Source organism: Nostoc sp. (assembly GCF_036917415.1).
In the GTDB taxonomy this organism is placed as follows: Bacteria; Cyanobacteriota; Cyanobacteriia; order Cyanobacteriales; family Nostocaceae; genus Nostoc.
This window is the reverse complement of the sequence record NZ_JBALDJ010000055.1, coordinates 117,427-141,373: the sequence shown is the minus strand read 5'-3', so window position 1 is coordinate 141,373 and position 23,947 is coordinate 117,427. Positions and strand designations below refer to the sequence as shown.

General features: G+C 42.5%; 25 protein-coding genes. 11 read left to right on the top strand and 14 right to left on the bottom strand.

Annotated elements, in window-relative coordinates; translation table 11 throughout:
• Positions 1–37: 37 nt before the first annotated feature.
• From V7K41_RS11005 to der, 4 genes are all read right to left on the bottom strand, one after another.
• On the bottom strand, positions 38–706 hold the full coding sequence (locus tag V7K41_RS11005; protein ID WP_334847997.1) for a YggS family pyridoxal phosphate-dependent enzyme: 669 nt from the start codon (positions 704–706) through the stop codon (positions 38–40).
• Positions 703–981 (bottom strand): transcriptional coactivator PipX, encoded by a 279-nt coding sequence (pipX, locus tag V7K41_RS11000; protein WP_069068710.1) that lies wholly within the window; start codon positions 979–981, stop codon positions 703–705. The genes V7K41_RS11005 and pipX overlap by 4 nt, the downstream gene beginning before the upstream one ends.
• A gap of 822 nt (positions 982–1,803) precedes the next feature.
• Positions 1,804–2,724 carry an energy-coupling factor transporter transmembrane component T family protein gene (locus V7K41_RS10995; protein WP_334847995.1) on the bottom strand — a complete coding sequence of 307 codons (921 nt, stop codon included), beginning with the start codon at positions 2,722–2,724 and terminating at the stop codon, positions 1,804–1,806.
• 96 nt (positions 2,725–2,820) lie between these two features.
• Entirely contained in the window at positions 2,821–4,191 is a 1,371-nt protein-coding gene (gene der, locus V7K41_RS10990; protein WP_334847993.1) for a ribosome biogenesis GTPase Der, read from the bottom strand.
• Positions 4,192–4,641: 450 nt separating this feature from the next.
• Here der and V7K41_RS10985 point away from each other — a divergent pair, with 450 nt between their 5' ends.
• Positions 4,642–5,085, top strand: coding sequence for a hypothetical protein (locus V7K41_RS10985; protein ID WP_334847991.1), 444 nt, complete (start codon positions 4,642–4,644; stop codon positions 5,083–5,085).
• Positions 5,086–5,479: 394 nt separating this feature from the next.
• Here the strand turns inward: V7K41_RS10985 and V7K41_RS10980 are convergent, their stop codons facing one another.
• Together V7K41_RS10980 and psaK are read right to left on the bottom strand one after the other, a co-directional pair.
• A complete protein-coding gene (locus V7K41_RS10980; RefSeq protein WP_334847989.1) occupies positions 5,480–6,676 on the bottom strand; it encodes a site-2 protease family protein in 1,197 nt (398 codons plus the stop codon).
• Between the two features lie 372 nt (positions 6,677–7,048).
• Complete coding sequence (psaK, locus tag V7K41_RS10975; protein ID WP_334847988.1) at positions 7,049–7,306, bottom strand: photosystem I reaction center subunit PsaK; 258 nt, start codon at positions 7,304–7,306, stop codon at positions 7,049–7,051.
• A 121-nt stretch (positions 7,307–7,427) separates the two neighbouring features.
• Between psaK and V7K41_RS10970 the strand changes: the two genes are divergently transcribed.
• Complete coding sequence (locus tag V7K41_RS10970) at positions 7,428–8,069, top strand: phosphoribosylanthranilate isomerase (protein ID WP_334847987.1); 642 nt, start codon at positions 7,428–7,430, stop codon at positions 8,067–8,069.
• Positions 8,070–8,261: 192 nt separating this feature from the next.
• Here V7K41_RS10970 and folE read toward each other — a convergent pair whose 3' ends face one another.
• The 5 genes from folE to V7K41_RS10945 all read right to left on the bottom strand — a co-directional run bounded on the left by folE (position 8,262) and on the right by V7K41_RS10945 (position 13,111).
• The gene (gene folE, locus V7K41_RS10965) at positions 8,262–8,969 is read right to left on the bottom strand and encodes a GTP cyclohydrolase I FolE (RefSeq protein ID WP_334847986.1); all 708 of its coding nucleotides are present in this window, start codon (positions 8,967–8,969) and stop codon (positions 8,262–8,264) included.
• Between the two features lie 103 nt (positions 8,970–9,072).
• Positions 9,073–9,798 (bottom strand): SDR family oxidoreductase, encoded by a 726-nt coding sequence (locus tag V7K41_RS10960; protein ID WP_334847984.1) that lies wholly within the window; start codon positions 9,796–9,798, stop codon positions 9,073–9,075.
• Positions 9,799–10,152: 354 nt separating this feature from the next.
• Complete coding sequence (locus V7K41_RS10955; RefSeq protein ID WP_334847982.1) at positions 10,153–11,133, bottom strand: acetyl-CoA carboxylase carboxyltransferase subunit alpha; 981 nt, start codon at positions 11,131–11,133, stop codon at positions 10,153–10,155.
• Positions 11,134–11,239: 106 nt separating this feature from the next.
• Positions 11,240–12,259, bottom strand: coding sequence for a long-chain acyl-[acyl-carrier-protein] reductase (locus V7K41_RS10950; RefSeq protein ID WP_334847981.1), 1,020 nt, complete (start codon positions 12,257–12,259; stop codon positions 11,240–11,242).
• A 153-nt stretch (positions 12,260–12,412) separates the two neighbouring features.
• Positions 12,413–13,111, bottom strand: coding sequence for an aldehyde oxygenase (deformylating) (locus V7K41_RS10945; RefSeq protein ID WP_334847980.1), 699 nt, complete (start codon positions 13,109–13,111; stop codon positions 12,413–12,415).
• Between the two features lie 180 nt (positions 13,112–13,291).
• Here V7K41_RS10945 and V7K41_RS10940 point away from each other — a divergent pair, with 180 nt between their 5' ends.
• From V7K41_RS10940 to V7K41_RS10930, 3 genes are all read left to right on the top strand, one after another.
• Entirely contained in the window at positions 13,292–14,119 is an 828-nt protein-coding gene (locus V7K41_RS10940; RefSeq protein ID WP_334847978.1) for a carbohydrate ABC transporter permease, read from the top strand.
• Positions 14,120–14,327: 208 nt separating this feature from the next.
• Positions 14,328–14,654 (top strand): hypothetical protein, encoded by a 327-nt coding sequence (locus tag V7K41_RS10935; protein ID WP_334847976.1) that lies wholly within the window; start codon positions 14,328–14,330, stop codon positions 14,652–14,654.
• A 168-nt stretch (positions 14,655–14,822) separates the two neighbouring features.
• The gene (locus V7K41_RS10930; RefSeq protein WP_334847974.1) at positions 14,823–17,285 is read left to right on the top strand and encodes a two-partner secretion domain-containing protein; all 2,463 of its coding nucleotides are present in this window, start codon (positions 14,823–14,825) and stop codon (positions 17,283–17,285) included.
• 232 nt (positions 17,286–17,517) lie between these two features.
• Here V7K41_RS10930 and V7K41_RS10925 read toward each other — a convergent pair whose 3' ends face one another.
• Together V7K41_RS10925 and cobU are read right to left on the bottom strand one after the other, a co-directional pair.
• Positions 17,518–17,937: a hypothetical protein gene (locus V7K41_RS10925; protein ID WP_334847972.1), complete on the bottom strand. Its 420-nt coding sequence runs from the start codon at positions 17,935–17,937 to the stop codon at positions 17,518–17,520.
• A 52-nt stretch (positions 17,938–17,989) separates the two neighbouring features.
• Positions 17,990–18,565, bottom strand: coding sequence for a bifunctional adenosylcobinamide kinase/adenosylcobinamide-phosphate guanylyltransferase (gene cobU, locus V7K41_RS10920; protein WP_334847970.1), 576 nt, complete (start codon positions 18,563–18,565; stop codon positions 17,990–17,992).
• Between the two features lie 396 nt (positions 18,566–18,961).
• Between cobU and V7K41_RS10915 the strand changes: the two genes are divergently transcribed.
• The 6 genes from V7K41_RS10915 to V7K41_RS10890 all read left to right on the top strand — a co-directional run bounded on the left by V7K41_RS10915 (position 18,962) and on the right by V7K41_RS10890 (position 23,479).
• Positions 18,962–19,771: a hypothetical protein gene (locus tag V7K41_RS10915; RefSeq protein WP_334847968.1), complete on the top strand. Its 810-nt coding sequence runs from the start codon at positions 18,962–18,964 to the stop codon at positions 19,769–19,771.
• A gap of 178 nt (positions 19,772–19,949) precedes the next feature.
• A complete protein-coding gene (locus V7K41_RS10910) occupies positions 19,950–20,882 on the top strand; it encodes a glycosyltransferase family 2 protein (RefSeq protein ID WP_334847966.1) in 933 nt (310 codons plus the stop codon).
• 24 nt (positions 20,883–20,906) lie between these two features.
• Entirely contained in the window at positions 20,907–21,863 is a 957-nt protein-coding gene (locus V7K41_RS10905) for a glycosyltransferase family 2 protein (protein WP_334847965.1), read from the top strand.
• A 30-nt stretch (positions 21,864–21,893) separates the two neighbouring features.
• Positions 21,894–22,475 (top strand): hormogonium polysaccharide biosynthesis acetyltransferase HpsU, encoded by a 582-nt coding sequence (gene hpsU / locus V7K41_RS10900; RefSeq protein ID WP_334847963.1) that lies wholly within the window; start codon positions 21,894–21,896, stop codon positions 22,473–22,475.
• A 121-nt stretch (positions 22,476–22,596) separates the two neighbouring features.
• Complete coding sequence (locus V7K41_RS10895; RefSeq protein WP_334848012.1) at positions 22,597–22,869, top strand: response regulator; 273 nt, start codon at positions 22,597–22,599, stop codon at positions 22,867–22,869.
• Positions 22,870–23,002: 133 nt separating this feature from the next.
• Positions 23,003–23,479, top strand: coding sequence for a hypothetical protein (locus V7K41_RS10890; protein ID WP_334847961.1), 477 nt, complete (start codon positions 23,003–23,005; stop codon positions 23,477–23,479).
• Between the two features lie 118 nt (positions 23,480–23,597).
• On the opposite strand, the gene V7K41_RS10885 is transcribed toward V7K41_RS10890, so the two are convergent.
• Positions 23,598–23,897, bottom strand: coding sequence for a protealysin inhibitor emfourin (locus V7K41_RS10885; RefSeq protein WP_334847959.1), 300 nt, complete (start codon positions 23,895–23,897; stop codon positions 23,598–23,600).
• Between the last annotated feature and the right edge of the window lie 50 nt (positions 23,898–23,947).

Sequence of the window (23,947 nt, the reverse complement as noted above, 5' to 3'; positions counted from 1 at the left end):
CTATTAATACTGAAGAGTAAGGTTGATGATTAATCAGCTAAGAGCGATCGCCAAACAATATGGTTCCTAATCGTACCATCGTCGCGCCTGCTTGCACTGCCAATTCGTAGTCGCCTGACATACCCATAGATAGGTGCTGCATTTTAATCTGCGACCAGTTTTGCTCCTGGATTTCTTTGGCTAGCTCACGATTGAGATTAAACACACTGAGAATTTCAGAATCATTTAATCCTGAAGGTGGAATTGTCATCAAACCTTGAATTTGTAAACTTTTGTATTGATCGAGCGTGGGTAAATCAGCCAAAAGTTCTGGCACACTCCAACCATACTTGTTGGGATCGGGAAGAATTTTCACTTGCAGGCAAACCTGGGGACTCACTCCTAGCTGTTGCGCCAATTGGTCTAAGCGCTGTGCCAGCTTCAAATTATCGACGGAGTGAATCCAAGGGAAATGCTCGATGGCTTTTTTGGCTTTATTGCTTTGCAAATGTCCAATAAAGTGCCAGGTAATATCCGGTAAGTCTTGCAACTCGGCTTGTTTGCTGGCAGTTTCTTGGATACGACTTTCCCCAAAATCACGAATTCCTGCGTTGTATGCAGACCGAATAGCCTGGGCAGAAACTTGCTTGCTAACAGCAATCAATTTGACTGAAGTTGGCAGGGAGGAACGAATAGTAACAATACGTTCGGAAATCGAACTGTTCATTGGAAGGTGCGCTGGAAAACACTCTGAAGCTGATCGTACTCCTGAGAATGCCCACTGCGCCGCAGGGTACGTAAGCGATTTTCCAACATCATTCTAGCCTCAGTACGTCCTAGAGACTGGAATTTAACACCTTTAACGTCATTTGCCACCAAAAAAAACAAGCGCTGGGCATAAAGTGTGGTGAACAAATCCTGGTTCTCATCAACCATACAGATTTTGTAGAGTAAACCCCAAGTTGGATGGTTTATGTAAGTTTCTGCGTTTTCTGGATTCATTTAAGAGTCAAGGTGTAGTCAAGGTGGAAGTATATATATCTTTTCGCAGGGAATTCTAAACATTCAGACGATAATACCAACATTCGTCAGAATATTTGCTTAAAATGCGAAACTGCGGTTACGAAGACCTCGATCTAGTTCCTAATGGGCAGATGAAGCTAGTGGTAGTGAAGCGCAATGGTACAACAGAAGTCGCGAAGCGTAGATTTAAAGAGTAGAGGCTGGTGGACAAATATCACCATCTGCTTTAGTGATTTCGATTTATCAATCTGTAGGGACAAGGCACAAAATAACGTCGATCTTCTTGTTGAAAGTCGATATGGGAAGGAAAAACACCCTTTGAAGTTCACAACGGCAACGGCGAATTTTTCAACTTCTTTCCATACTGCCACAACTGTCGCTGAATGGCACAAAATCCTAATTGGGGAGTGGGGATTGGGTACAGGAAAGAAAACTATCTTTTATTAGACTTTTTGCAAAAGTCCCTGACACCCAATATGGCAAGCTCTTAGGAAAAAAAGTGTAGCTTTAGTGGAGTGGGGTTTTTATTTTTGATTTATGCAAAAGGTCTATTGATTATCTAGCATTTTCAGTGGTGCAATTTGTGCCTGAGCTTTGTGCAGAGATTCATCGGGGAATCGGTAAAAAATATTAAGATTAGTTTGTAGTGTTCGCGTAAGGCTGGTTCATACCAAAAATCTACGCTAAATGGTAGGGGATCAATTTTATCGCTGGGTAGCTGTTCAATTTCCCATTCTGACTCCTGAATTCTGACTCCTGAATTCTGCTGTATTATCTCTTACCATTTTTTCGGTGCAAAATTTAGACCTGAGTTCCTATAGCTAGTCGTATTCCCCAGAATAAGATTAAAGTTGCGATCGCAAGCCAGTCACGCCCTTTTAATCGTAAATCGTGCCACTGCACTCGATGCTCGTTAGGACTGGTAAAACCCCGCACCATCATTGCATTCGCCATTTGATCGGCTCGTAAAAGCAGATTTTCCAAAAGTCTCTCTGCAACTGTCATCCAAACCTTGAATGCTCCTTTTAATCCTAGCTTTTTCCAATTAATTGCCCTTGTCATTACGGAGCGAAATAAGTTTTGTACTTCTTCTAAAACCAAGGGAATAAAGCGCAAGGACAAGGTTAAAGTTAAAGCAATTTCTGTGACAGGCAATTTGAAGCGGCGCAAGGGTTGCATTAAGCTTTCTATGCCAGATGTGATTTCTTCTGGTGCGGTTGTCAGCAGATACAGGTTGGTGCTGTAAATCACGGTAAAAATAAGTGTACTCAGGCGTACTGCCAAACTCAAGGAGTAGCGAGTCACTTTAACCGGGCCTTTGTGAAATAGCACGTAGCTGTATTCTTTTTTCTCAACTGCTGGCTCTTGAACAAGATTATTGGAGAATGCTTGCTGGGTTAATATTTGTTCATTAACTGGCAGGCGTGACTGATAATCTACACCCAGTCCATCAGGACTGATCGCAGCGATCGCTAGCACAAAAAACGATAGCATTAATAGCCAACCCATTTGCTGCTGCCATACTCGTCGAGGAATTCTCGCAATTAAGGTGGCAATAATTAATACTACCACCAGCAGCACCCGCCAATTGTTGTTGGCTAAAACATAGCTTGTTAAAAAGCTCATCAACCAGGCAAACTTGACTCGCGGATCGATTTTATGCAGCCAAGTTTGGGGTTGTTCTAAATAAAGTCCAAGTGGCAGCGATCGCAATAAATCCATTTTAGAGTTAGGAATGAGGAATGAGGAGTTGGGAGTTTGGAGTTTTGACTTTAACTCATAACTCCTGTACAGACGCGATTAATCGCGTCTCTATTCCTAACTTATTTTGACGCGAGTTGCTCTATTAACGTTACCAATTTCGGCATCACGGACTTTTTTGCTCCGCCACAGTAAAATAATTGGTGTGCCTTTAAATCCTAGCTGTTGCCGGAATTGCCGTTCAATGTAGCGGCGGTAATTGTCGTTGAAGCGTTTGGAGTCGTTGACAAATAGAGCGATCGTTGGTGGTTGGCTACTTACTTGTGTACCATAATAAATCTTGCCCTGACGCCCACCACGAGATGCTGGCGGTGAATGCCAACTGACGGCATCTGTTAAGACTTCGTTAATAACTGATGTACTGACACGGCGTTTGTGTGATTCAGCCGCCGTTTTTACCAATTCTAAAATCTTTTCTACCCGTTGCCCTGACAAGGCACTCACAAAAATTGTTTCTGCCCATTCGGTAAAATGTAACCGTGATTGCAGAGTTTTTTCGTAGTCGTAGATTGTGTAAGAGTCTTTTTCGACAGCATCCCACTTATTAACGACGATGATGCAAGCTCGACCTTCTTCGATAATCCGCCCAGCTAATTTTTGGTCTTGCTCGGTGACTCCATCGACGGCATCTATTACTAATAAAACCACGTCAGCGCGACGAATCGCTTTGAAAGCCCGGTTAATACTAAAGAATTCTGTGCCGTATTCGATATGTTTCTTTTTGCGAATGCCGGCGGTGTCAATCAAGCGGTAAGTTTGTCCTTCCCGTTCAATGACGGTATCAATAGCATCGCGGGTTGTACCAGAAATGGGGCTGACAATTGCCCTTTCTTCTCCAACAAAAGAATTAAGTAAGCTCGATTTGCCCACATTTGGGCGTCCCACAATTGCTACTTTGATTTCATTAGTTTCTGGAATGTCTTCAATAGCAGGGATGTGATTAACTAACTCGTCGAGTAATTCTCCTGTGCCACTGCCATGAATCGCGGAGATGGGGTAAGGTTCGCCCAATCCCAATTCCCAAAATTCGGCAGCTTGCATTAAGCCTTGTTCTGGTGATTCACATTTATTTACAGCTAATAGCACAGGTACAGGTTGTTGGCGCATCCATTCAGCGATTTCTAAATCTGCCGATGTCGGGCCTGTTTGACCATCAACTACAAAAATAGCACCACACGCTTCTGCAAGGGCTGTCATTGCCTGTTGGCGAATCAGTGGTAAAAATTCAGTATCATCATTAAAAACTAAACCACCGGTGTCTACCACTAAAAATTCGCGCCCATTCCAGAACGCTGGCAAATAAGTGCGATCGCGTGTCACTCCCGGTTCATCATGGACAATCGCCGTTTGTTCCCCGGCGAGTCGATTAACCAGGGTGGATTTGCCCACATTTGGGCGTCCGATAATTGCAACGATTGGCAGTGCCATAAAACCAGGGTAAGTGAGAGGTGTAGTATATCATGTACTTACATTTTACTCACTTTAAGTTTTAATTTAATTTTCCCTTGGGGCGACGGGTAGATATAGCAGATTGCAACTTGGTGAGGTACAGATAATCTTAAGGGCACAGCAGTGCTCATACGTGTCAACTTCAGCCGAAAACTATATCAGACAGGCGTTTTGTAAATCCCTCACGCCCTCATCCCCTAACCCCTTCTCCCTTGGGAGAAGGGGAATTGAATGTCTAGCTCCCCTCTCTCTTGGGAGAGGGGCTGGAGGTGAGGGCAAAATGTTTTCACCAAGCGCGTTTAGCGTTAAGTTGACACCAATGAGCATTGCTGTGCCCCTACCTGTGTACTTCATTTACCTGAAAAACGGTGTATGAAATTCTCTGATACTGGCTCATTTTTCTTTTAAAATGACAATACAGTATTTAATATGTCACAATCGAAACCCAATAAATACTCTCCAAACTTAACGAAAGTCACTCTTAATATCAGTCAATTAAAGTGTAAGTATTATGTATGGAAAATACCTAAAATGCAAAAATTGGCAGGTTTAATAGTATTTAGTGGTACGTACTTATATGGCTCGGCTGGCAGTGATGATGCACTTTTTATTAAATGGAAGATTAATGAGTTTTGTGAGCTAGAACTGCCACAAAAAATTATTGGATTAGTTGTTGATTTTAGAAACTTAGATTATCAATGGGGTGATGACCTTGATATTTATCCTCAAGAAATGAGAAGATTGGAGCAACCCGTGAGAATAGTCGTTACTCCAGAAAGGTATGAAGCATTTAAAGGCGTATTAGGTGAGCAAGAATTGCATACAGACATAGAAGTTGCTTTTGCGGAAGTAATAGAAGCATTAAAATGCTAATACTAGGTAATAAACAGGATTTAAAAGCGCAATTTTGGTATTTAGGTAATAGTTTGGCATAAAAGGTACTAAAGAGCTAAAATCAATTATTTCTCAAAAATAATCGAAAAGTCCAAGAAGTAATTGTTGAATTTGAAATCCTCCTCGCAGAATTTACTGGAAAAGCTATCCCTGTACTCAACAGTAAGTAAAGACTCTTGATTTGAGCTATAAAACCCCAAAATAAACATTTGCTCTTGGATGCGCTAACAATCGCTACTTTTTTAGAGATAAATAAAAAAGGTAGGAAATCCTACCTTTTACCCAAAAAAAGCATTTTGTAACCAAATACCAAATTAAATATCACATACGCTTTTGACGTGTCTATTGCAAACCTATGACAAAGGTGTGACGTTTAATTTGTAGTTGATTTCGCGATTACTCCCAGTTGCAACCCAGGCGGATAGCTACCTTCTTCCTTGATGCGCTTAATTTCCGCATCGGTTATCTGCAAATTTAACTTTTGTACTAGCGATCGCACAATATCCCCCCGATCAATTACACCAGCTACGGCACCAGCAGGAGAAAGCACGGTAATTCTTGGTAACTGCTCATTTTCTAGTTTGTTAATTACCTCAGCGATCAATGTTGATTCCCCAACAGTAGGTATTTCTGTCAGCGGATGCACTATCCTGTGTAAAGTTTCGGTTTCCCATTCACTCCTTTGGGTTAAACGAAAATCGTCAATGGAAACTAGACCTCGGTAACGTCCATCAGAAGCCGCAAAATAAACCTGTGAGGGAGTGGTTTCTAACAGGTATAAATCGGCAAAGGAACGCAATGTCTGGTCAGCATCAATTACGCGAAAATCACGGGTCATCGCATCGGCCGCCATCACCTTAAGTAGGCTTTCTTGCAATGTTGTCATGTTGTCATAGTTGCTAGCGTTGCGGACAGCAAACCAACCTAACAGCGCAATCCACAAACCAACTATTAACTCTCTGGTAACAAAATCTACAATAAATCCGAAAGCGATCGCACCATAACCCAATATTTGTCCCGCCCTTGCAGCCAAGTGTACGGCTTGAAAACGATTACCCGTGATTTGCCATAGTGCTGCTTTTAACACTTGCCCCCCATCTAGAGGTAAGCCAGGAATCAGGTTAAATAGAGCCACCACTAAGTTAATTCTCGCCAAATCTCCAACCATAACACTGAGGGGATTAGTATTAGGTATTACAATAGCTGCCAGACGGAGCAGAAAAAATAATATAATACTCACTAAAGGGCCAGCGATCGCTACTTGAAAAGCTTTGAAAGGAGTTTTAGATTCTTCTTCAATGGCAGCAATTCCGCCAAACATAAATAGGGTAATTGAATTAACTCTAATGCCTTGCGATCGGGCTACCAAGCTGTGACCCAACTCATGCAATAGCACCGAACCAAATAGCAGCAGTGCCATAACTATTCCAGCACTCCAAGCTATGACATTCCCCCATTCCTGATAAGCTACCCCAAAGTTCAGGGTTGCCAACCCTAAAATCACAAACCATAATGGGTCTAAAAACAGGGGAATTCCAAATAATGACCCAATTCTCCAATTTGTTTGCATTACATTGCCCTAAAACTAGATATCTTCAGTATTTTTTATACCGAAATACTACGCATATTCGTATACACATTTATATTGAGCATCAATTCGGTAGTAACAAGTGACGAAATGCTCTTATTTCTAGAATAGACAATTAATGCCTGTGAGCAAAACTCTGGAATTGGGTATGGGGCAAAACTAGTTCTGAGTTGCGAGTGCTGAGTAGGGAATCTCACTTCTTTACTCAGCACTCAGCACTCATTACTCAGCACTATTGAGGGGCATTGAGCATGGGTCATAAGTTATTTCTTTCCTACTTCCCCTGCCCAAAATCATTTTTAGGAGTTTTGCATTAATAGTGGGGTTACAAGTAACACCTCTATCATCACAAAACTACAGACGACCGATGTAAGTCAGTCCTAAAACGATACCAATGCCAATAATATGACCAAAAGCCATCGCAGCAACAAATGTTGGAATACTAATCGGTAGGACAGGGAACTTGGGACCAACTAGGGGTTTTTCAATCTTAGTACTTAGTAAGACTATTACTAAGCTGCTAACGCTGATGATGATTCCTACTGTGGGATTCCATGCAGGTGTTGCGGGAACAGATGCAGCGGCGGCTGCTAGTAAAATAGAATAAATCAAGCTTTTGTCTCCTAAATGGAAAAGTTAATGTAGACCTACAAGATTATAAAATTACAAGGCCCAAAAATTTTTTAGATAGTCTAGACTTTTCTGATAATTAGTTTAAATTTGTTAAATATTCATGCGCGTTAAGATTTGCGGCATCACCCAACCACAGCAGTCTATAGCGATCGCCTCTCTAGGCGCAACGGCACTAGGATTTATTTGTGTGCCAAACTCACCTCGTTACGTGACTACATCCGAAATTCGGGCAGCAGTGGCAGAACTCCCGGCAAATATTGACACAATCGGGGTTTTTGCCAATCTTAGTATCGCTGAAATCAGTCAGATAGTTGCTGATTCTGGGTTGACTGGTGTGCAGTTACACGGAGATGAATCCCCAAATTTTTGCTACCAATTACGTCAAGCTTTACCCAATGTCGAAATTATTAAAGCACTGAGAATTCGTAGTCTTGAGCATCTTGACACAGCGGCTGATTACACCAAATATGTAGATACTTTGCTTCTTGACGCTTTTCATCCGCAACAACTGGGTGGTACAGGCAAAACTTTAGATTGGACGATGCTAGAACAATTTAGCCCTAGTTGTCCTTGGTTTTTAGCAGGAGGATTAACAGCCGATAATATTGTGCAAGCCCTAAATCAGGTTAATCCTAACGGCGTTGATTTATCTAGTGGTGTGGAACGGACACCAGGAGATAAAGATTTAGATAAAGTAGCACTCCTATTTCACAGTCTAAAGAACATTGGTAAAGTTACTTAGAAGTTAGGAGTAATGAGTTTGAACTAACTCCTAAGTAGGTCGGCGTAAAAATTTGTCGTTGGGATAAGGCAGGAGGCAGGAGGCAGAAGGGAAGAGGGTTTTAGTCTACTTTATCTTTCTTCACATAGTTTGGTTTTATTGTGCCAACTTACTTAACTCCTAACTCCTAACTCAGCACTCAGCACTCAGCACTTAAAAAAATGGTGGTTGGTGGCGAATTAAGTTAAAAAATTCTTCGCGGGTTTTGTGCTCATCTTGGAACACACCAACCATTGCGCTAGTGACAGTCCAGGAACCTGGTTTCTGAACGCCACGCATTACCATACACATGTGGCTAGCTTCCATCACGACAGCAACGCCTTGAGGTTCCAAAATCGTCTGGATTGCTTCGGCAATTTGGCGGGTTAGTCTCTCTTGTACTTGTAAGCGACGGGAATACATCTCAACAATCCGGGCCAGCTTACTCAGTCCGACAACTTTTTGGTTGGGAATATAAGCAACGTGCGCTCTACCCATAAATGGCAGCATGTGGTGTTCGCACAGACTAAAGAAGTTAATATCTCTAACAAGTACCATCTCGCTATGCCCTTCATCAAAAATGGCATCGTTAACGAGTTCTTCAAGAGATTGGTTGTAGCCACTGGTAAGAAACCGCATTGCTTCGGCTACTCGTTTGGGTGTTTTCAAAAGTCCTTCGCGTTCGGGGTCTTCGCCAACTCCCAATATTAGTGTCCGCACGGCGTCCTTCATTTCGTCCAGCTGTTCCTCTGTTGGCGGGAACACATCCGCTTGTCGCCCGTTATGAGTATTGCGATCGGGTCTTGGAGTTATGGCTTCTGCCAAGTCGGGAATCAGAGGCGATTGAGAGCAATTGGAACCGTTGGAACTAGCAATAGTCATGATTCAGTCTTGGTTATGGTTTAGTCATTAGTCATTAGTCATTGGTCATTGGTCATTGGTCATTTGCAAAAGACAAAGGACAAAACAAAGGACGAATGACTAATTAGAGTGCGCCAGCGCTGGGCATCAGGGTCAATTCATCAATCACTGCCTGTTGTGGTAACAGAACTGTATGGAGAATTGACTGAGCCACAATTTCCGGGGTTAACATTTTGGAACGGTCTAAGTTGATATGGACTGTTTCTGTATCCCAAAGTTCGGTATTGACTGCGCCAGGACAAATAGCTGTGACACGAATGCCGTGAGTGCGTTCTTCTTGTGCCAAGGTTTGAGAGAGAGCTATCAAACCAGCTTTGCTGACGCTGTATGCTCCCCAACCGGGAAAGGGTTGCTTGGCGGCAATTGAGGCGACGTTGATAATTGTGCCTGTGCCTCGATCGCGCATTGAAGGTAAAATCCCCACAATGCACTGAAACACGCCAGTCAGATTCAAGTCAATTACCTGCTGCCAGTTCTCTAGGGGAGTTTCACTCAAAGTGCCTGTATAGGCGATGCCAGCATTGTTTACCAGAATGTTTATATCACCAAAGTCAAGAGCGATCGCTTGGATCTTTTCTTTGACTTCCAAGATCCGCGCTAAATCTACAGCGTAAGCTTTTGCTTCCACCCCAGTCTGCTCTACAGCTTCTCTTACCGCCTCCAATTTATCCAAAGAACGGCTGACTAAGGCGACATCTATTCCGGCTTTCGCAAAGGCTAAAGCCGTTGCTTTCCCAATTCCACTACTTGCCCCAGTAATCAGGGCGCGTCGTTTTTGCTCAACACTCATGGTGTCTCCCAATTTTTTGGCAGTTTCCCAAAGCCTATTACCATCCAATTATTCACACTTCTTGGTTTGAATATATTAAAGGAATCTAAAAATCTGATGATTTTTATTAGGCAAATGCTATGATGCAATGCGGCGGTGGCATATTGTGGGTTTTACCAGTGAAGACAACAAATAATCGCCTGCAAAACCACGCCGCGCACTCAACTTAGATTACTTAAAAATATAAAACCCACTCAATCAACTTGAGTAGATTTACTAGACATACAAATGCCTATGGCTAGATTGTTAAAAATCTTTAAGCACATAGGCTATTATAGCATTGCTGCTTGGCTAATCTATCATTATGGAGTTGCTTTAATGGGCAACTTCTGTAAAGACACCAATTTTGCGGAATTTTTCATAACGCATTTGGCGGCGTTCTGGAGCGGTTAAACGATTGAGTTCGTCTAAATTTTCTAGCAGCACTTGCTTGAGAGTGGTAGCGGCTTTTAAGGGGTCGGAATGAGCGCCACCAGTGGGTTCAGGGAGTATTTGGTCGATAATTCCCAACTTTTTCAGGTCGTGGGAAATAATTTTCAGAGCAACGGCGGCTTGGGGAGCTTTACCAGCATCTTTCCACAAAATGGCGGCGCAGGCTTCGGGAGTGGCGACGGTATAAACGGAGTGTTCAAACATGAGTAGGCGATCGCCTACACCAATACCGAGTGCGCCACCAGAACCACCTTCACCGATGACTGTGCAGATAATTGGCACATCTAAGCAGAACATTTCTCGCAAGTTGTAAGCGATCGCTTCTCCTTGACCTTGGTGTTCTGCTTCCACTCCAGACCAAGCTCCTGGTGTGTCGATAAAGGTTAGTATCGGCATACTAAACTTATTAGCGTGTTCCATCAACCGCATCGCCTTGCGGTAGCCGCCAGGGTAAGGCATTCCAAAGTTACGGGCAATATTGTCTTTGGTATCACGACCTTTTTGATGACCCAACATCACCACAGGTTGCCCACTCAGACGGCCGACACCACCAACTAAAGCCGGATCGTCACCACCACAGCGATCGCCATGTAATTCCATCCATTCATCACTAATAGCCTGAATGTAATCGAGAGTACTGGGGCGACGCGGATGACGAGCAACTTGTAATCGCTGGGACGGGGATAGACTCGTGAAAATTTCCTCACGCAGTTGCATGGCTCGTGCTTCTAGTTGACGAATTTGACCAGAAACATCGACGCCATTTTCTTCTGCAAGTTGCCGAATTTGATCGATTCGGGTTGCAAGTTCTGCTAGGGGCTTTTCAAAATCTAACAGTAGCGGTTTACGCTCGGTAGTTGTCATCGTAGGGATTATAAGTACGAGTTATAAGTTATCTATCTTTTGTCATTTGTCATTTGTCCTTTGTCCTTTGCAAATAACATAATGACTAATGACCAATGACCAATGACTAAACCAACAGCGGTCTAAATCCATGTTTCACTGATACCTTACCAATCTGCTCCATTTTGTCTACGGTAATCTGATTCCGTCCCCACGAAAAGTTCGTGTATAACTTCTCAAATTCCAGCAGCATTGATTCGGCAAAACAAGCAAACAACTGGCGGGCTGGCACGTCCATATTGACGATTTTCATGATTTTCCAGTCAATATCCAGGGAATGCTCTACAATTCCACCATTTAGCACGTGTACACCAGGATGCTGAATTTTAGTCGCTAAGTTTTTAGGATAGCCACCATCAATCAACAAACAGGGTTGTTTCAAAGTGATAGGGTCAATTTCCACGCCTTTGGGCATACTAGCAACCCAAACTACAATGTCAGCTTCAGGCAGTGCTTCTGTCAAACCCATGATTTTTCCTCGTCCCAGTTCGCCTTGCAGTTCTTTGAGGCGTTCTTGATCGCGGGCGATCAACAAAAGTTCTTTGACATCTGTTTTCGCGTCTAGCCAGCGGGTAACAGCACTACCAATATCCCCTGTTGCCCCACATATAGCAACAGTCGCTTTTGACAGATCGATTCCCAGTTGTTTTGAGGCTTCTTCCACCTGCTTACAAATAATGTAGGCAGTATGCGTGTTTCCTGTGGTGAACCGTTCAAACTCTAGTTTAATATTGCGGACTTGGCTAAACTGGTCTAACTTAAAGTTTTCAAAAATAATTGAGGAAAATCCGCCTAAAGCTGTAATGTTAATCCCATGCTTTTGTGCATGGGCCATAGCGTTGAGGATTTTGCGGGTTGCGGCTTTGATCCGACGGCTAGCCAGCATCTCCGGCAAAAAGCAAGATTCTACATACCGTCCTTCAATTTTTTGCCCAGTTACACTGGTGACAATAATCGTATCGACAATTTGCGGTGGGGCGCTGCACCAAAAGTCTAGCCCTTGATCGGCATATTCTGGATATCCCAATTCTTGAGCCACCGCTTGAGCGTGTTCTAAACTAGTCAAATGTCCAATTAGACCAAACATGTAGTGATTATTAGGCTTATGCTGTCTTGAGGCGTGAAATAAATAAGTGGTTTAGCAGTCCTGAGTTCTGAAGTTCTGAATTGAAATTTGAACTACTCAGCACTCAGCACTCTTGTACAGACGCGATTAATCGCGTCTGTACTCAGTACTCTTTTAAGCGGCGATAAGTCCGTAGGCTGACAAGCGCATAATATCGCGAGTCGTGAAACCTATGTTACTTAATGCTTCACCGTATTGAATCATAAAATCTTCTACTAAAGCATCTTTTTCCATTGCCATTGTGTGGGCATCACCCTCTACTTTGTTGAGCATTCTCCAGACGATAGGTAGGTTCTGGCGATTTGCTTGTTCTAGTTCGGCTTTGCATTCTGTGAAATGTTCTTTCAACCAAACTTCTCCAAAGTTGAGGTGGCTATACTCATCTTTTACTACTCCCTCCGTAATTTTGCGTGCGAAAGCATCGGCAACGGGGATATAAATGTTATATGCTGCGATCGCAAAACATTCGATAATCAAAGATTGAATTAATAGACAAGTGACGACCTTCCCGGACGCTGCTGCTATTTGGAAATTCTGGTGTAGTCCAGAGAAAAATTCTTTAGCAAATTGCAAATCTGGGGTAACATCCAAATTTCGTCCACAAGCTTCAAATCCTTTCTTGTGTCTGCTTTCCATCTTCGAGAGACGAATCAATTCATCATGAGATTCTGGCAGTAGTTCGGCTAATTTGATGTAATTTTCATGGGCTTCTTGTTCCCCTTCAATTACGATCGCATTAATCCGGCTATAAGCATCTTTGTATGTTTCGCTCTTGAAATCTAATTCTTTAAATTGGTCTGCAAGCTGCTGCATGGTTATCTTTACTCCTGTAAACCTGAATTATTTGACACCAAAATTGATTTTCCCTATGAACTGAGAGTAACAATCACTGTGGTTTAATTTAACTTAACAAGTAGACTATGTTTATAGATTAATTGTTGCTGGGGGCAATGCTCTAGTACTAGCGAAATAAATGCTTTGCAGTTTAAGTTTATGTTCAAATCAAACCCGAATCTGAAATCTGGCGATTTTTTGAGCCTAGTAATCTTACTGCTAGGGGCATTTATTGTTTTACTACCGCTGTTTGTGGTCTTTCTCACCTCCTTTGCACCGACGGCCGCCAGTCTGGAAAATTTGGACAAAAATAACTGGTCTTTAGCAAATTACCGCGTTGCGTGGCAACAAGGAAAATTTTTACTGGCGTTTGCTAATTCTACCTTGGTAGCGATCGCTGTGACGGCGTTTCAGATTGTCACTTCTGCTTTGGCTGGTTACGCTCTAGCACGGTTGAAGTTTCGGGGACGCCAAGTACTGCTATTAGTGGTTTTAGCAACTTTAGTGATTCCCTTTCAGTTATTGGTGATTCCCATCTTTTTGGTGTTGAAGTGGGGACACCTGATAAATACATACTGGGCGCTCATTTTACCCACTGCGGTTAGCGGATTTGGGATTTTTTTATTACGTCAGTATTTCCAGACAATTCCCGTGGAGTTAGAGGAAGCCGCAGCTATAGATGGGGCGAACCGACTGCAAATTTTGTGGCGGGTGATGTTACCTTTAGCTCGTCCGGCCTTGATAACGCTGTTTTTGTTCACCTTCATTGGTGAGTGGAATGATTTGTTTAAGCCTCTAGTATTTACGACAAGACCAGAATTAAGGACAGTACAACTAGCGTTGGCTGAGTTTCAGGAGCAATTTACAAATAATTGGCCCTTGATGATGGCAGCTGTGACAATAGCGACAGTGCCAGTGATGCTATTATTTCTCATCGGTCAGCGTCAATTTCTTCAAGGTATTGCGGCGACGGGGATTAAGAATTAGTGGGGAAACAGGCGGTAAATGGAAGCCCGATTTTAGTTAGTAGACAAGATGCCCACTCTACAATAAATAATTTAAATTGGTGTTATCGCAAAATAAGCTGCAAAGAAAATCCTGCCGGGAAACATGAACTTTTATGACACTCAGCGTAATCATTGCTAACTAAACTGAAGCAATAATTATACACATCCCGTCAGGAACGAAAACACTTATGAGTTCTCAACAAGTCATAGAACCTGAAATATTACAGCAGTTACAAGAAGAGATTCAGCAGAAAATGAATGAAAGTTTAGAAAACGCTGACTTACATTCAGTGCTTGAAAAGTACGGCTTATTAGAAGATAGAGTCTTGAGAATTCATTGGCAATGTAATCTCGATCCCAATCAACTCAAATCTGATGATGCAGTTGATGAACAGCAACCCAATGCATTATTGGCAGAAACTTCAACAGCTTCAATACCAGAAATTGTGTTAGTCAAAAAAGCATTATGTATTCCTTGCCCATCAACTGGCAACCCAAGGGGCTGTAACTGCTAAATATTTTTATCTTCGGACTGCAAAGAGTTTATTCTAGTGAATGTAAAAATACTAAAATTTGCTTTTACGTAGTATCTATGTAATATAAATTACATCAATGTAATAACATTACTAAGTAGCAAAAAGCAGTATTTTAATAAACTCTTATTTTTTGAGCGCCAGTTTTTCATGTCTCAAAATCGAAGCAGTTGTCAGTGGAAGTTAGGAATAGTGAGTACTTTAGTAATTGCTGGAGTGCTCACTTTTGCTGAGAGTTTTGCCTTAGCTCAAATTCAAACAGATACCACGCTCGGATCTGAAAGCTCAATAATTACACCAAAGCTAATCGATGGTCAGCCTACAGATCAGATTGATGGTGGAGCAGTTCGGGGTACAAACTTGTTCCACAGCTTTGAACAGTTTTCTGTCTCTGCGGGAAGGACAGCCCATTTTAACAATGCAATCGATATTCAGAACATCATCAGTCGGGTGACAGGCAATTCTGTTTCTAATATAGATGGCATTCTCAAAGCTAACGGCACAGCCAATGTATTTCTGATTAATCCTAACGGCATTGTTTTTGGGCCCAATGCTTCTTTAAATATCGGCGGTTCATTTGTGGCTAGCACGGCAAGTAGTTTGAACTTTGCTGATGGTACACACTTTAGTGCTACGTCTCCTCAAACTGCACCTCTACTCAAAGAAAGTGTTCCTATGGGCTTACAATTCGGAACAACTGCTCGACCTATCCGCAATCAATCCCAAGCAAGTCCAAATAATGCAATTAATACCTTCGGACAAGCTGTTGGTTTACAAGTGCAGCAAGGCAAAACCTTAGCACTTATAGGCGGTGATCTAACGCTAGAGGGCGGAAATTTAACAGCAAGTGGGGGAAGAATTGAGTTAGGAAGTGTTGCTGCCAATAGTTTGGTTGGTCTGAGTTCAACGAATCAAGGTTGGGCATTAGGATATGAAGGTGTTCAAAATTTTCAGAACATCGAATTAACCCAGCAAAGTGAAATTCCATCTAATGTAGATACCAGTGGCCAAGGTGGCGGTAATATCCACTTGCAAGGACAGCGTGTACTGGTAAGTGACGGTTCACAAATTTCGGCTCTTACCCTGGGAGCGCAACCAGGAGGAAATTTGACAGTGAACGCTTCCGAGTCTGTAGAACTTGGAATAAATGCGTTCTTGTCTACTGGAACTTTCGACACTGGAAACTCTGGAGATATAAATATCACTACCAAAAAGTTGATTGTCAAAGATGGAGCGCAAGTCTTAATGTTCAATGTTGGTTCGGGATTGGCGGGGCAATTGACCATCAACGCCTCAGATTCCGTAGACCTCATCGCAGGTATCCCCATTTCTCCCTTACCAGATGGTAGTGATTTAATATCCAGTGGATTATTTAGTGCAACTTATGGCGCTCCAAATGCTGGCAGCATAATAATTAACACTGGAAAGTTACGTATCGAGGGAGGAGCAGCAATATCAACAAGTTCTGAGGGTATACTCAGGCTTAGTCGCAATCAATTTATACCAGCTACAGGAAATGGAGGAGATTTGACCGTGAACGCCTCTGAGTCCGTAGAATTAATCGGAACCTCAGCAAATGGTTCTAGGCTCAGTAGCTTGTTTGCTGGCACTCAAGGGCCTGGAAATGGCGGCAACTTGACCCTAACTACAGGGCAATTGATTATTAAAGATGGGGCAGCAATAAATGTCAGCAGTGAAGCTCGAAAGGGTGTCAACTATCAAGGGGGTGTACCCAATTTAGGTCTAGCAGGCGAACTCAATGTCAGCGCTCGTTCTATCCTGCTGGATAAAGGAAAACTCACATCTGATAGTGAGTCAGGTAAGGGCGGTGACATTGCGGTACAGGTGCAGGACTTATTACTAATGCGTCGCAACAGTCAAATCTCTACTAATGCCGGAGGTGATCAAACTGGCGGTAATATCACCATCAATGCACCTAATGGCTTTCTTGTCGCCACTCCTTTCGGAAATAGCGATATTACCGCCAACGCCAACTTTGGTTCTGGTGGTAAAATCGCAATCACCGCGAAGAATACCTTTGGGTTTGTGTCACGCACTCGTGCAGAGGTGGAGAGGCTCGATCCAAAAGATATAAACCCGAATAACATACCAACAAGTGACATCACTGCATTTTCTCAGCAAAACCCTTCATTAAGTGGCATTGTACAAATCAACTCACCAGATGCTGACCCCAGTAAAGGATTAGTGGAACTACCCGTAAATCTGGTTGATGCTTCGCAGCAAGTTGCTGCTAGTTGTAGTTCTGGTGGAAAAATAGGAAGAAGTTCGTTTGTTACTACTGGGCGTGGAGGAATACAAGCCGATCCCACGGAGCCATTGATAGCTGATGATGCAGTGATAGTAGATTGGATCGCCCTCCCTCCAGAGAGTCAGGATCGTGCTGAGGGTATTCAGAAAAGAGTGGTTATTCAGGCGCAGGGATACACAGAAGATAAATCACAGAAAGTTAATTCTGTCAATGAGCCTACTCAAGTTGTAGAAGCCCAAGGGTGGATTCTAGATGCCGATGGAAACGTGGTTCTGGTTGCTCAAGTACCTACTGCATCGCCCCATAACTCTTCGCTTGTCGCTACATCTTGTGCTGCTAATTAAAATTTGAGATTCTTGTAACTTTTGTTGGAGCATTGGCGTAGACCATTGTAGATATCGCTGCTTTGCAATGAACTTTAGTTATAGTTAATAGCCAATAGTTATTTTTTCCCTAGCTAGTATAGGCATACAAAAATTCTCTAGTGAGACTCAAGGGCACTACAGGAGAAATCAAAATAATCAAATAATTAGAAAATTAGAAAAAAGTTGTCAGATTTCCAAATTGGTTGTTTGTTTATGTAATATTCTTTACAAGCCGATCGCGAATTGTTTGGAGTTGGTCTTGAGTTTTAATTGGCTCTCGTGGTGCTGGCAATTCAGTATTCGGCCAGTTAGGTAAATCATTGCAGGGACATAACAACGCCGGCATCCCGACGTTTCGCGCGGCTATTGGCATACTGCATCGGCTGCAAGGCAGCATATTCCATGCTGGTGTCAACAATTCAGCAATGGTTTCGTATGTACCCTCTAGGTAACAATCACCCGATTCCGGTGAAATAATTTTTTGCCAGCACTCTTCAAATTCTTCACTATAGCGATCGCCATTTAGCACCGATTGAGGCAAAAAGCTTGCCTCACCGTTGCCCGTAATCACTTTCTTACCCAACTGAAACCAGTAGGCAAGGTATCGTTTAACTTCTTGTTTGGTTGCCATATTACAATTCTAGATTTTAAATTTTAGATTTGAGATTAATTTGAATCAATAATTAAGAATCTTGACTCCTGAATGTTCCAGCATCACCTCTATTTGGCAATGGCGAACCAAGGATGCTGAGATTGAGAACATGGCCACCAGTCACTAAATAAACAGTTTCGCTAAGTGTTGCTAGCTGGCGTACTAAAGAACCCAGGCGATCGCGGAACATCCTTCCCAGGGGATAAGCTGGTATCACACCCCAACCGACCTCTTCTGCTACAAACAGCATATCAGCAGCAACCAGTTCCACTGTCTCTAATAACTCTGCAAGGGTATTTTCCCAGCTAGATTCGTCCTGTTCTAAGAGATTAGCAACCCAAGTTCCTAAAGAATCAACTAAAAGATAGGTATAGGGTTTGGCATCAGCAAGGGTAGCAGACAGTTCCACGGGTACAGATAAAGTTACCCAGTCTTGGGGACGACGTTCTTGGTGTTCTAAAATGCGTTGATGCCACTCTCGATCGTCTGGGTTATCGGTGGCTGTTGCTACATAAACAACTGCTTTTCCTGACTGCATAGCTAAAGTTTCCGCCCATTCACTTTTACCAGATCGTGCTGGCCCTGTTACTAAGATGATTTTACCCAAAGTTTTTTACTGAGTATTTTAACAAGAGAGGCAGGAGGCAGAGAGCAGGAGGCAGAAGAAATATTGCCGTTACCTCTTGCGGTTATTATCGCAAGTGAGCCTGCGGTTTAAGTCCTCCAGTAAAATCTACGATTTCGTGGCTTGGAATTAGATGGGGTTGAGAGCAACAGATAAATTCTAACCTCCTGCCTCCTGCCTCCTCCACATACCCACGGTTACAATTTATCACCACAATTTTTTACTTCATCGGTGAGATTTTTGGTTTCAAATAACTTTTAAGGGATAAAATTAGCACCAGCATCATTGATGCTATAACTGGCAAAAGCCAAAAATCCCAACAACCCCATTCTCAATTATTTAATACCACTGGGGAAAGCAAACTTTAGGACATCTTTTATGAACGCAGGCTTAAAACGCATTGAAGCAACTCTACACGATTTAGGGAATCGCGGCACTGCCTCTACTGCCGAAACAGGCGATTCGACGACAAAACGGCCTTTCTCATTTAGAATCAGCTTCGGAGCCAACGAACCCACAGAAAGTACACAAATTCCATCCTCTCAGGATGAGAAACTTGTTGAATTGGGCAAAGAGACTGAGAGCGATCATTCTTCTGAACAAAATTTCTTTCCTCACCATGACTCTGTGCAGACTTTTCAAACAGAAGAGAATGGTAGCAAAACACCCAGCCTACCGAAGTTGAAAACTCCGAGCTTTAGTAGCCATCGCCACGGAGCAAATCCAGCATTGGCGATGAATCTATTGCAAGAAATTCAGGAAACTGTCGTCGGTTGGCAAACAGAATTGCAAAATATTTTGAAGCAAATTCAGGATATTTACTTAGAAGGACCAATTGTCAATGGCTGGTTAGAATCCAATCCCACCGAACCAGAATCGGGAGGAACCGCGACACTGCGCCATGCAGAAGTTGACCGCCTAATGAACTACGTAGAAGAAATTTGTGCCACTGGTGGAAAAGTATCTTATCAATCATCTATTACTGGCTATCGCCTCTGTGGTGTAGACGATACTGGTAAAGTTTGGTCGCGCCCATGTCCACCGGATCAGGTTCCCAATGTTAGTATGGCGATCGCTCGTTACCAAAAGTTACGTCAATTGTTAGGGCGCAAGCAATCTTTGGAAACCCGCCTTAGTCAACTGGCGCAAACTCTTGTAGTTTTACACAGTCATATTCAACAAACGTAAAGTTTTAAAGATTATTTCCGAAGAAACTCGGTTGGTAGGTCGGTAATTTTTGGTTTAGATTAACTCTCAGCAGTTATGCGTTGGATTTAGATTTTAATCTAAAATCGTTCGACTGAGCGTAGCCGTTCGCGCAGCGTTCCGCAGGAAAGTCCCAAATCTCAAATCCAAAATTCAATCTATGCCAGACATCCAAATCTCTGCCATTATCTGTACTCACAATCGAGATACCTATTTAGGGGCTGCAATTGATAGTCTTTTAGCACAGGATTTTGCTGCTGACTTTGAAATTGTGATAGTTGATAATGGATCTAGCGATCGCACTCGTGAGGTTGTAGAACAAAGAACCCACAATCCGCGCCTGAAGTATGTTTTTGAACCCACCATTGGTTTATCTGTCGCCCGTAACACGGGTGCAAAGGTAGCCAATGGTGATATTCTTGCTTATCTAGATGACGATGCCGTTGCCAGTAAGGGCTGGTTACAAGTTTTATATTCTGCCTATTACAATAATTCTAAGCTAGCGATCGCAGGTGGCAAAGTCACTCTCCTGTGGCCCCCAGGAATTCAACAACCACGGTGGCTATCTCCGGGGCTAGCTGCAAATCTGGGTGCATACGACTTAGGTGACAGTAACATCTACATTGAGCAACCTGGCTCAACACCCAGAGGCTTAAATTACTCCATCCGCCGCAGTTTCCTAGAAGAAATTGGCGGTTTCGATCCTCATCTCGGTCGAGTGGGTAAAAATTTATTATCTAACGAAGAACTGCAAATGACCGAATTTGCTCTACAGCGTGGTTGGCAAGTTGCTTATCTTCCCGAAGCACTCGTCGCTCACAATGTAGCCCCAGAGCGCCTCCAACGCTCCTGGTTTTTAAACCGGGGCTGGTGGCAGGGTATCAGTGAATGCTATCGAGAACAACTCGCTGGTAAAGCTGGGATCGCTCAATTACAGCGAGGTAGCGAACGGTTTGTGCGAGGCTTGTATAAGGCATTACAATATTTCTCCGATCCAGCAGAACGGTTTGACAAACTGGTGTATGCTTACGGTCAGATTGGTTACTTAAATGCTGCTATTCAGGGTCTTTTATCTACATCAAATAAGAAATAACCAGTAACATAATTTCTACTCAATATGTCATCTAAAATACCAGTTTCAGTACTAATTCCGGCAAAAAACGAACAAGCTAACTTGCCTGCTTGCCTTGCTAGCCTCAGCAGAGCAGATGAAATATTTGTAGTAGATTCTCAAAGTAGCGATAACAGCATTGAAATTGCTAAAAGTCACGGTGTAAATGTCGTGCAATTCAACTTCAATGGACGCTGGCCCAAAAAGAAAAATTGGTCTTTAGATAATTTACCTTTTCGTAATGAATGGGTACTAATTGTAGATTGTGATGAGCGCATCACCCCCGAACTTTGGGAAGAAATTGACCAAGCAATTCAAAATGATGAATATACAGGTTATTATCTCAACCGCCGCGTATTTTTCTTAGGAAAATGGATTCGTTATGGCGGTAAATATCCTGATTGGAATCTACGTTTATTTCAACATAAAAAAGGTCGCTACGAAAATCTAAATACAGAAGATATTCCTAATACTGGTGATAACGAAGTTCACGAACACGTAATTTTGCAGGGAAAAGTTGGGTATCTCAAAAATGATATGCTCCACGAAGACTTCCGCGACCTTTATCACTGGTTAGAACGCCATAACCGCTATTCAAACTGGGAAGCCAGGGTTTATTTTAATATTCTTACAGGTAAAGATGATAGCGGTACTATCGGCGCTGATCTATTTGGTGATGCCGTACAACGCAAACGATTTTTGAAAAAAGTGTGGGTACGCCTGCCATTTAAACCCATTCTGCGATTTGTTTTGTTTTATATAATTCAACGCGGTTTTTTAGATGGCAAAGCAGGATATATCTATGCACGTTTGCTGAGTCAATATGAATATCAAATTGGCGTTAAACTTTACGAATTACGCAACTGTGGTGGTCACTTAAATACTGCAACTATCCCAAAGGATGGAGCAGAGGAGCAGGGGAGCAGAGAAGCAGAAGCAAAGCTATTGACCATTGATTCCTGATAATAACTAATGACCAATGACAAATGACCAATGACCAATGACCAACCTTTCGTAGATTTACGCAAATATGACCAATCTTGGTTTGATCGGGGGCGTCCAAGTTGGTATGTTTTATTATGGTGGTTTGTACAAGCGATCGCCTTTCCTCTAACTCCTCAACCATTAAATATTCTGCGTTGTGCTTTGCTACGATTATTTGGCGCTCGTATCGGCAAAGGTGTATTAATTCGACCCACGGCCCGCTTCACTTACCCCTGGAAAGTCACCATTGGTAACTACAGTTGGATTGGAGATAACGTAGTTTTATATAGCCTCGATCAAATCCACATCGGTGAACATTGCGTAGTTTCCCAAAAAAGTTATCTGTGTACTGGTACTCACGATCTCCAAGATCCTGCCTTTGGGTTGAAAACAGCGAGTATCACCATCGATAATGGTGCATGGGTAGCGGCAGATTGTTTTGTTGGGCCAGGAGTGCAAATTGGGGCTAATGCTGTAATTGGCGCTCGGAGTAGTGTTTTTACTAATATGCCTTCTGGGCAGGTTTGTTGGGGAAGTCCTTGTCGTCCCAAAACGGCTCGGCTAAAACTCGATCCCTCCACAACGCCGTGATGTCAGGAATTACCAGCAGGGGATGGAGAATTAATTCTCGTTGTTGATGATGAAGATTCAATTCGAGAGGTTACTCAAACCTGGTTAGAACAAAATGCCTATAAAGTTTTAGTGGATAGTGATGGTATATAGTGCGATCGCACTATATACAAAACATCAACAAGAAATTAGTGTGGTGTTGGTTGATATGATGATGCCGTGTATGGATGGGTCAACGACTATCAATGTGTTAAAAACAATTAATCCAGACATCAAAATTATTGGTGTTAGTGGATTAGCCTCGAATCATAAAATGATTAAAAATTTTGGTAATAGTGTTAAAACCCTTTTGTCCAAGCCCTACACCTCAAGCGACTTGTTAATAAATTTACAGATGGTGATTAGCACAATGTAAAGTTTGTCATTAGTCATCAGTCATTTGTCATTAGTGAATAACCCAATGCCCAATGCCCAATGCCCAATACCCAAGCAAAATGGTAAGTAGCAGTGGTAATATGTTTTCATGGCTGCTCTAATCCTTGCTATTGATGAACAAACTATTGGATGAAACGCTGTCAATCAAAATTGCTGAACAGATAAACAGCAAAGCTAGTACTCCATTTGATAATGCTTATAAAGCAGCATTATCTACTGAGGGAGCAAGGTATATTCAGGGATTTTTAGCTTTTCCTGGGAAGCCATATAGACCGATTGAACACAGTTGGATTGAGCTAGACGACGCCTCCGATGTCCGCATTATCGATCCCACATTACCTTACCTGAACAAAAATCCCCAAGAAATCTGGTATTTTGCAGCACATAGTCTGACTGTTAAAAAACTGAAAGCCATCATTGAAGAATCAAAAGAAGATTATCCAGAAGACGATCCATTGCCAATTTATGGCGATCCACCTTATGAATATTACGGAGATGTAATGTTGGGTGGTCAAGACTATCTGGCAGCATATCAAGCCGCAGAGACTAAGTGCAGAGAAATCAACGAACTCAACCCTGAGAGTAACTAATAAAAATGAATTAAATAATTCATAGTTACGAATTACGTAACTACCACTTTGCCATAATTGTAACCATTGAGGAGATATTCTACAGCGTCAGAGACTTATAAATAATTCTTTTTACTTTTTACCTTTTCTGTGCTTGAGTTTGTAGCCATTCAATCAGCGGTCTTAAGGTTCCTGGCAATGCTGACTCACTGACAGTCACTGTATGCTGCTTGCCGTTATCTTCTACTGTTAACTTATACTGAAAGCGATCGCTCTGGGGATTTGGTGAAGTTATTAGTTCCGGTAGCCTAAATAAATCAGCAATTTCCACTAGTTGGGGAAGTGTGGCAGCTTCATGTGGTGGGAGAGTGTCCGTATCAACGGTTGTCTTTTTGGTAATTCCAGCAAAGCCGCCCGTGCGTTCAAATGATACCCGCATTTTTTTGCTCTCCGTTGTGTTATTTAGTTGGAATACATAGTAAGACTGGG

What these genes read in the sequence shown, in the direction of transcription:
- V7K41_RS11005 (WP_334847997.1), bottom strand. Translation starts at nt 706, where the DNA reads ATGAACAGTTCGATTTCCGAACGTATTGTTACTATTCGTTCCTCCCTG.
- pipX (WP_069068710.1), bottom strand. Translation starts at nt 981, where the DNA reads ATGAATCCAGAAAACGCAGAAACTTACATAAACCATCCAACTTGGGGT.
- V7K41_RS10995 (WP_334847995.1), bottom strand. Translation starts at nt 2,724, where the DNA reads ATGGATTTATTGCGATCGCTGCCACTTGGACTTTATTTAGAACAACCC.
- der (WP_334847993.1), bottom strand. Translation starts at nt 4,191, where the DNA reads ATGGCACTGCCAATCGTTGCAATTATCGGACGCCCAAATGTGGGCAAA.
- V7K41_RS10985 (WP_334847991.1), top strand. Translation starts at nt 4,642, where the DNA reads ATGTCACAATCGAAACCCAATAAATACTCTCCAAACTTAACGAAAGTC.
- V7K41_RS10980 (WP_334847989.1), bottom strand. Translation starts at nt 6,676, where the DNA reads ATGCAAACAAATTGGAGAATTGGGTCATTATTTGGAATTCCCCTGTTT.
- V7K41_RS10970 (WP_334847987.1), top strand. Translation starts at nt 7,428, where the DNA reads ATGCGCGTTAAGATTTGCGGCATCACCCAACCACAGCAGTCTATAGCG.
- folE (WP_334847986.1), bottom strand. Translation starts at nt 8,969, where the DNA reads ATGACTATTGCTAGTTCCAACGGTTCCAATTGCTCTCAATCGCCTCTG.
- V7K41_RS10960 (WP_334847984.1), bottom strand. Translation starts at nt 9,798, where the DNA reads ATGAGTGTTGAGCAAAAACGACGCGCCCTGATTACTGGGGCAAGTAGT.
- V7K41_RS10955 (WP_334847982.1), bottom strand. Translation starts at nt 11,133, where the DNA reads ATGACAACTACCGAGCGTAAACCGCTACTGTTAGATTTTGAAAAGCCC.
- V7K41_RS10950 (WP_334847981.1), bottom strand. Translation starts at nt 12,259, where the DNA reads ATGTTTGGTCTAATTGGACATTTGACTAGTTTAGAACACGCTCAAGCG.
- V7K41_RS10945 (WP_334847980.1), bottom strand. Translation starts at nt 13,111, where the DNA reads ATGCAGCAGCTTGCAGACCAATTTAAAGAATTAGATTTCAAGAGCGAA.
- V7K41_RS10940 (WP_334847978.1), top strand. Translation starts at nt 13,292, where the DNA reads ATGTTCAAATCAAACCCGAATCTGAAATCTGGCGATTTTTTGAGCCTA.
- V7K41_RS10935 (WP_334847976.1), top strand. Translation starts at nt 14,328, where the DNA reads ATGAGTTCTCAACAAGTCATAGAACCTGAAATATTACAGCAGTTACAA.
- V7K41_RS10930 (WP_334847974.1), top strand. Translation starts at nt 14,823, where the DNA reads ATGTCTCAAAATCGAAGCAGTTGTCAGTGGAAGTTAGGAATAGTGAGT.
- V7K41_RS10925 (WP_334847972.1), bottom strand. Translation starts at nt 17,937, where the DNA reads ATGGCAACCAAACAAGAAGTTAAACGATACCTTGCCTACTGGTTTCAG.
- V7K41_RS10915 (WP_334847968.1), top strand. Translation starts at nt 18,962, where the DNA reads ATGAACGCAGGCTTAAAACGCATTGAAGCAACTCTACACGATTTAGGG.
- V7K41_RS10910 (WP_334847966.1), top strand. Translation starts at nt 19,950, where the DNA reads ATGCCAGACATCCAAATCTCTGCCATTATCTGTACTCACAATCGAGAT.
- V7K41_RS10905 (WP_334847965.1), top strand. Translation starts at nt 20,907, where the DNA reads ATGTCATCTAAAATACCAGTTTCAGTACTAATTCCGGCAAAAAACGAA.
- hpsU (WP_334847963.1), top strand. Translation starts at nt 21,894, where the DNA reads ATGACCAATGACCAACCTTTCGTAGATTTACGCAAATATGACCAATCT.
- V7K41_RS10895 (WP_334848012.1), top strand. Translation starts at nt 22,597, where the DNA reads ATGGTATATAGTGCGATCGCACTATATACAAAACATCAACAAGAAATT.
- V7K41_RS10890 (WP_334847961.1), top strand. Translation starts at nt 23,003, where the DNA reads ATGAACAAACTATTGGATGAAACGCTGTCAATCAAAATTGCTGAACAG.
- V7K41_RS10885 (WP_334847959.1), bottom strand. Translation starts at nt 23,897, where the DNA reads ATGCGGGTATCATTTGAACGCACGGGCGGCTTTGCTGGAATTACCAAA.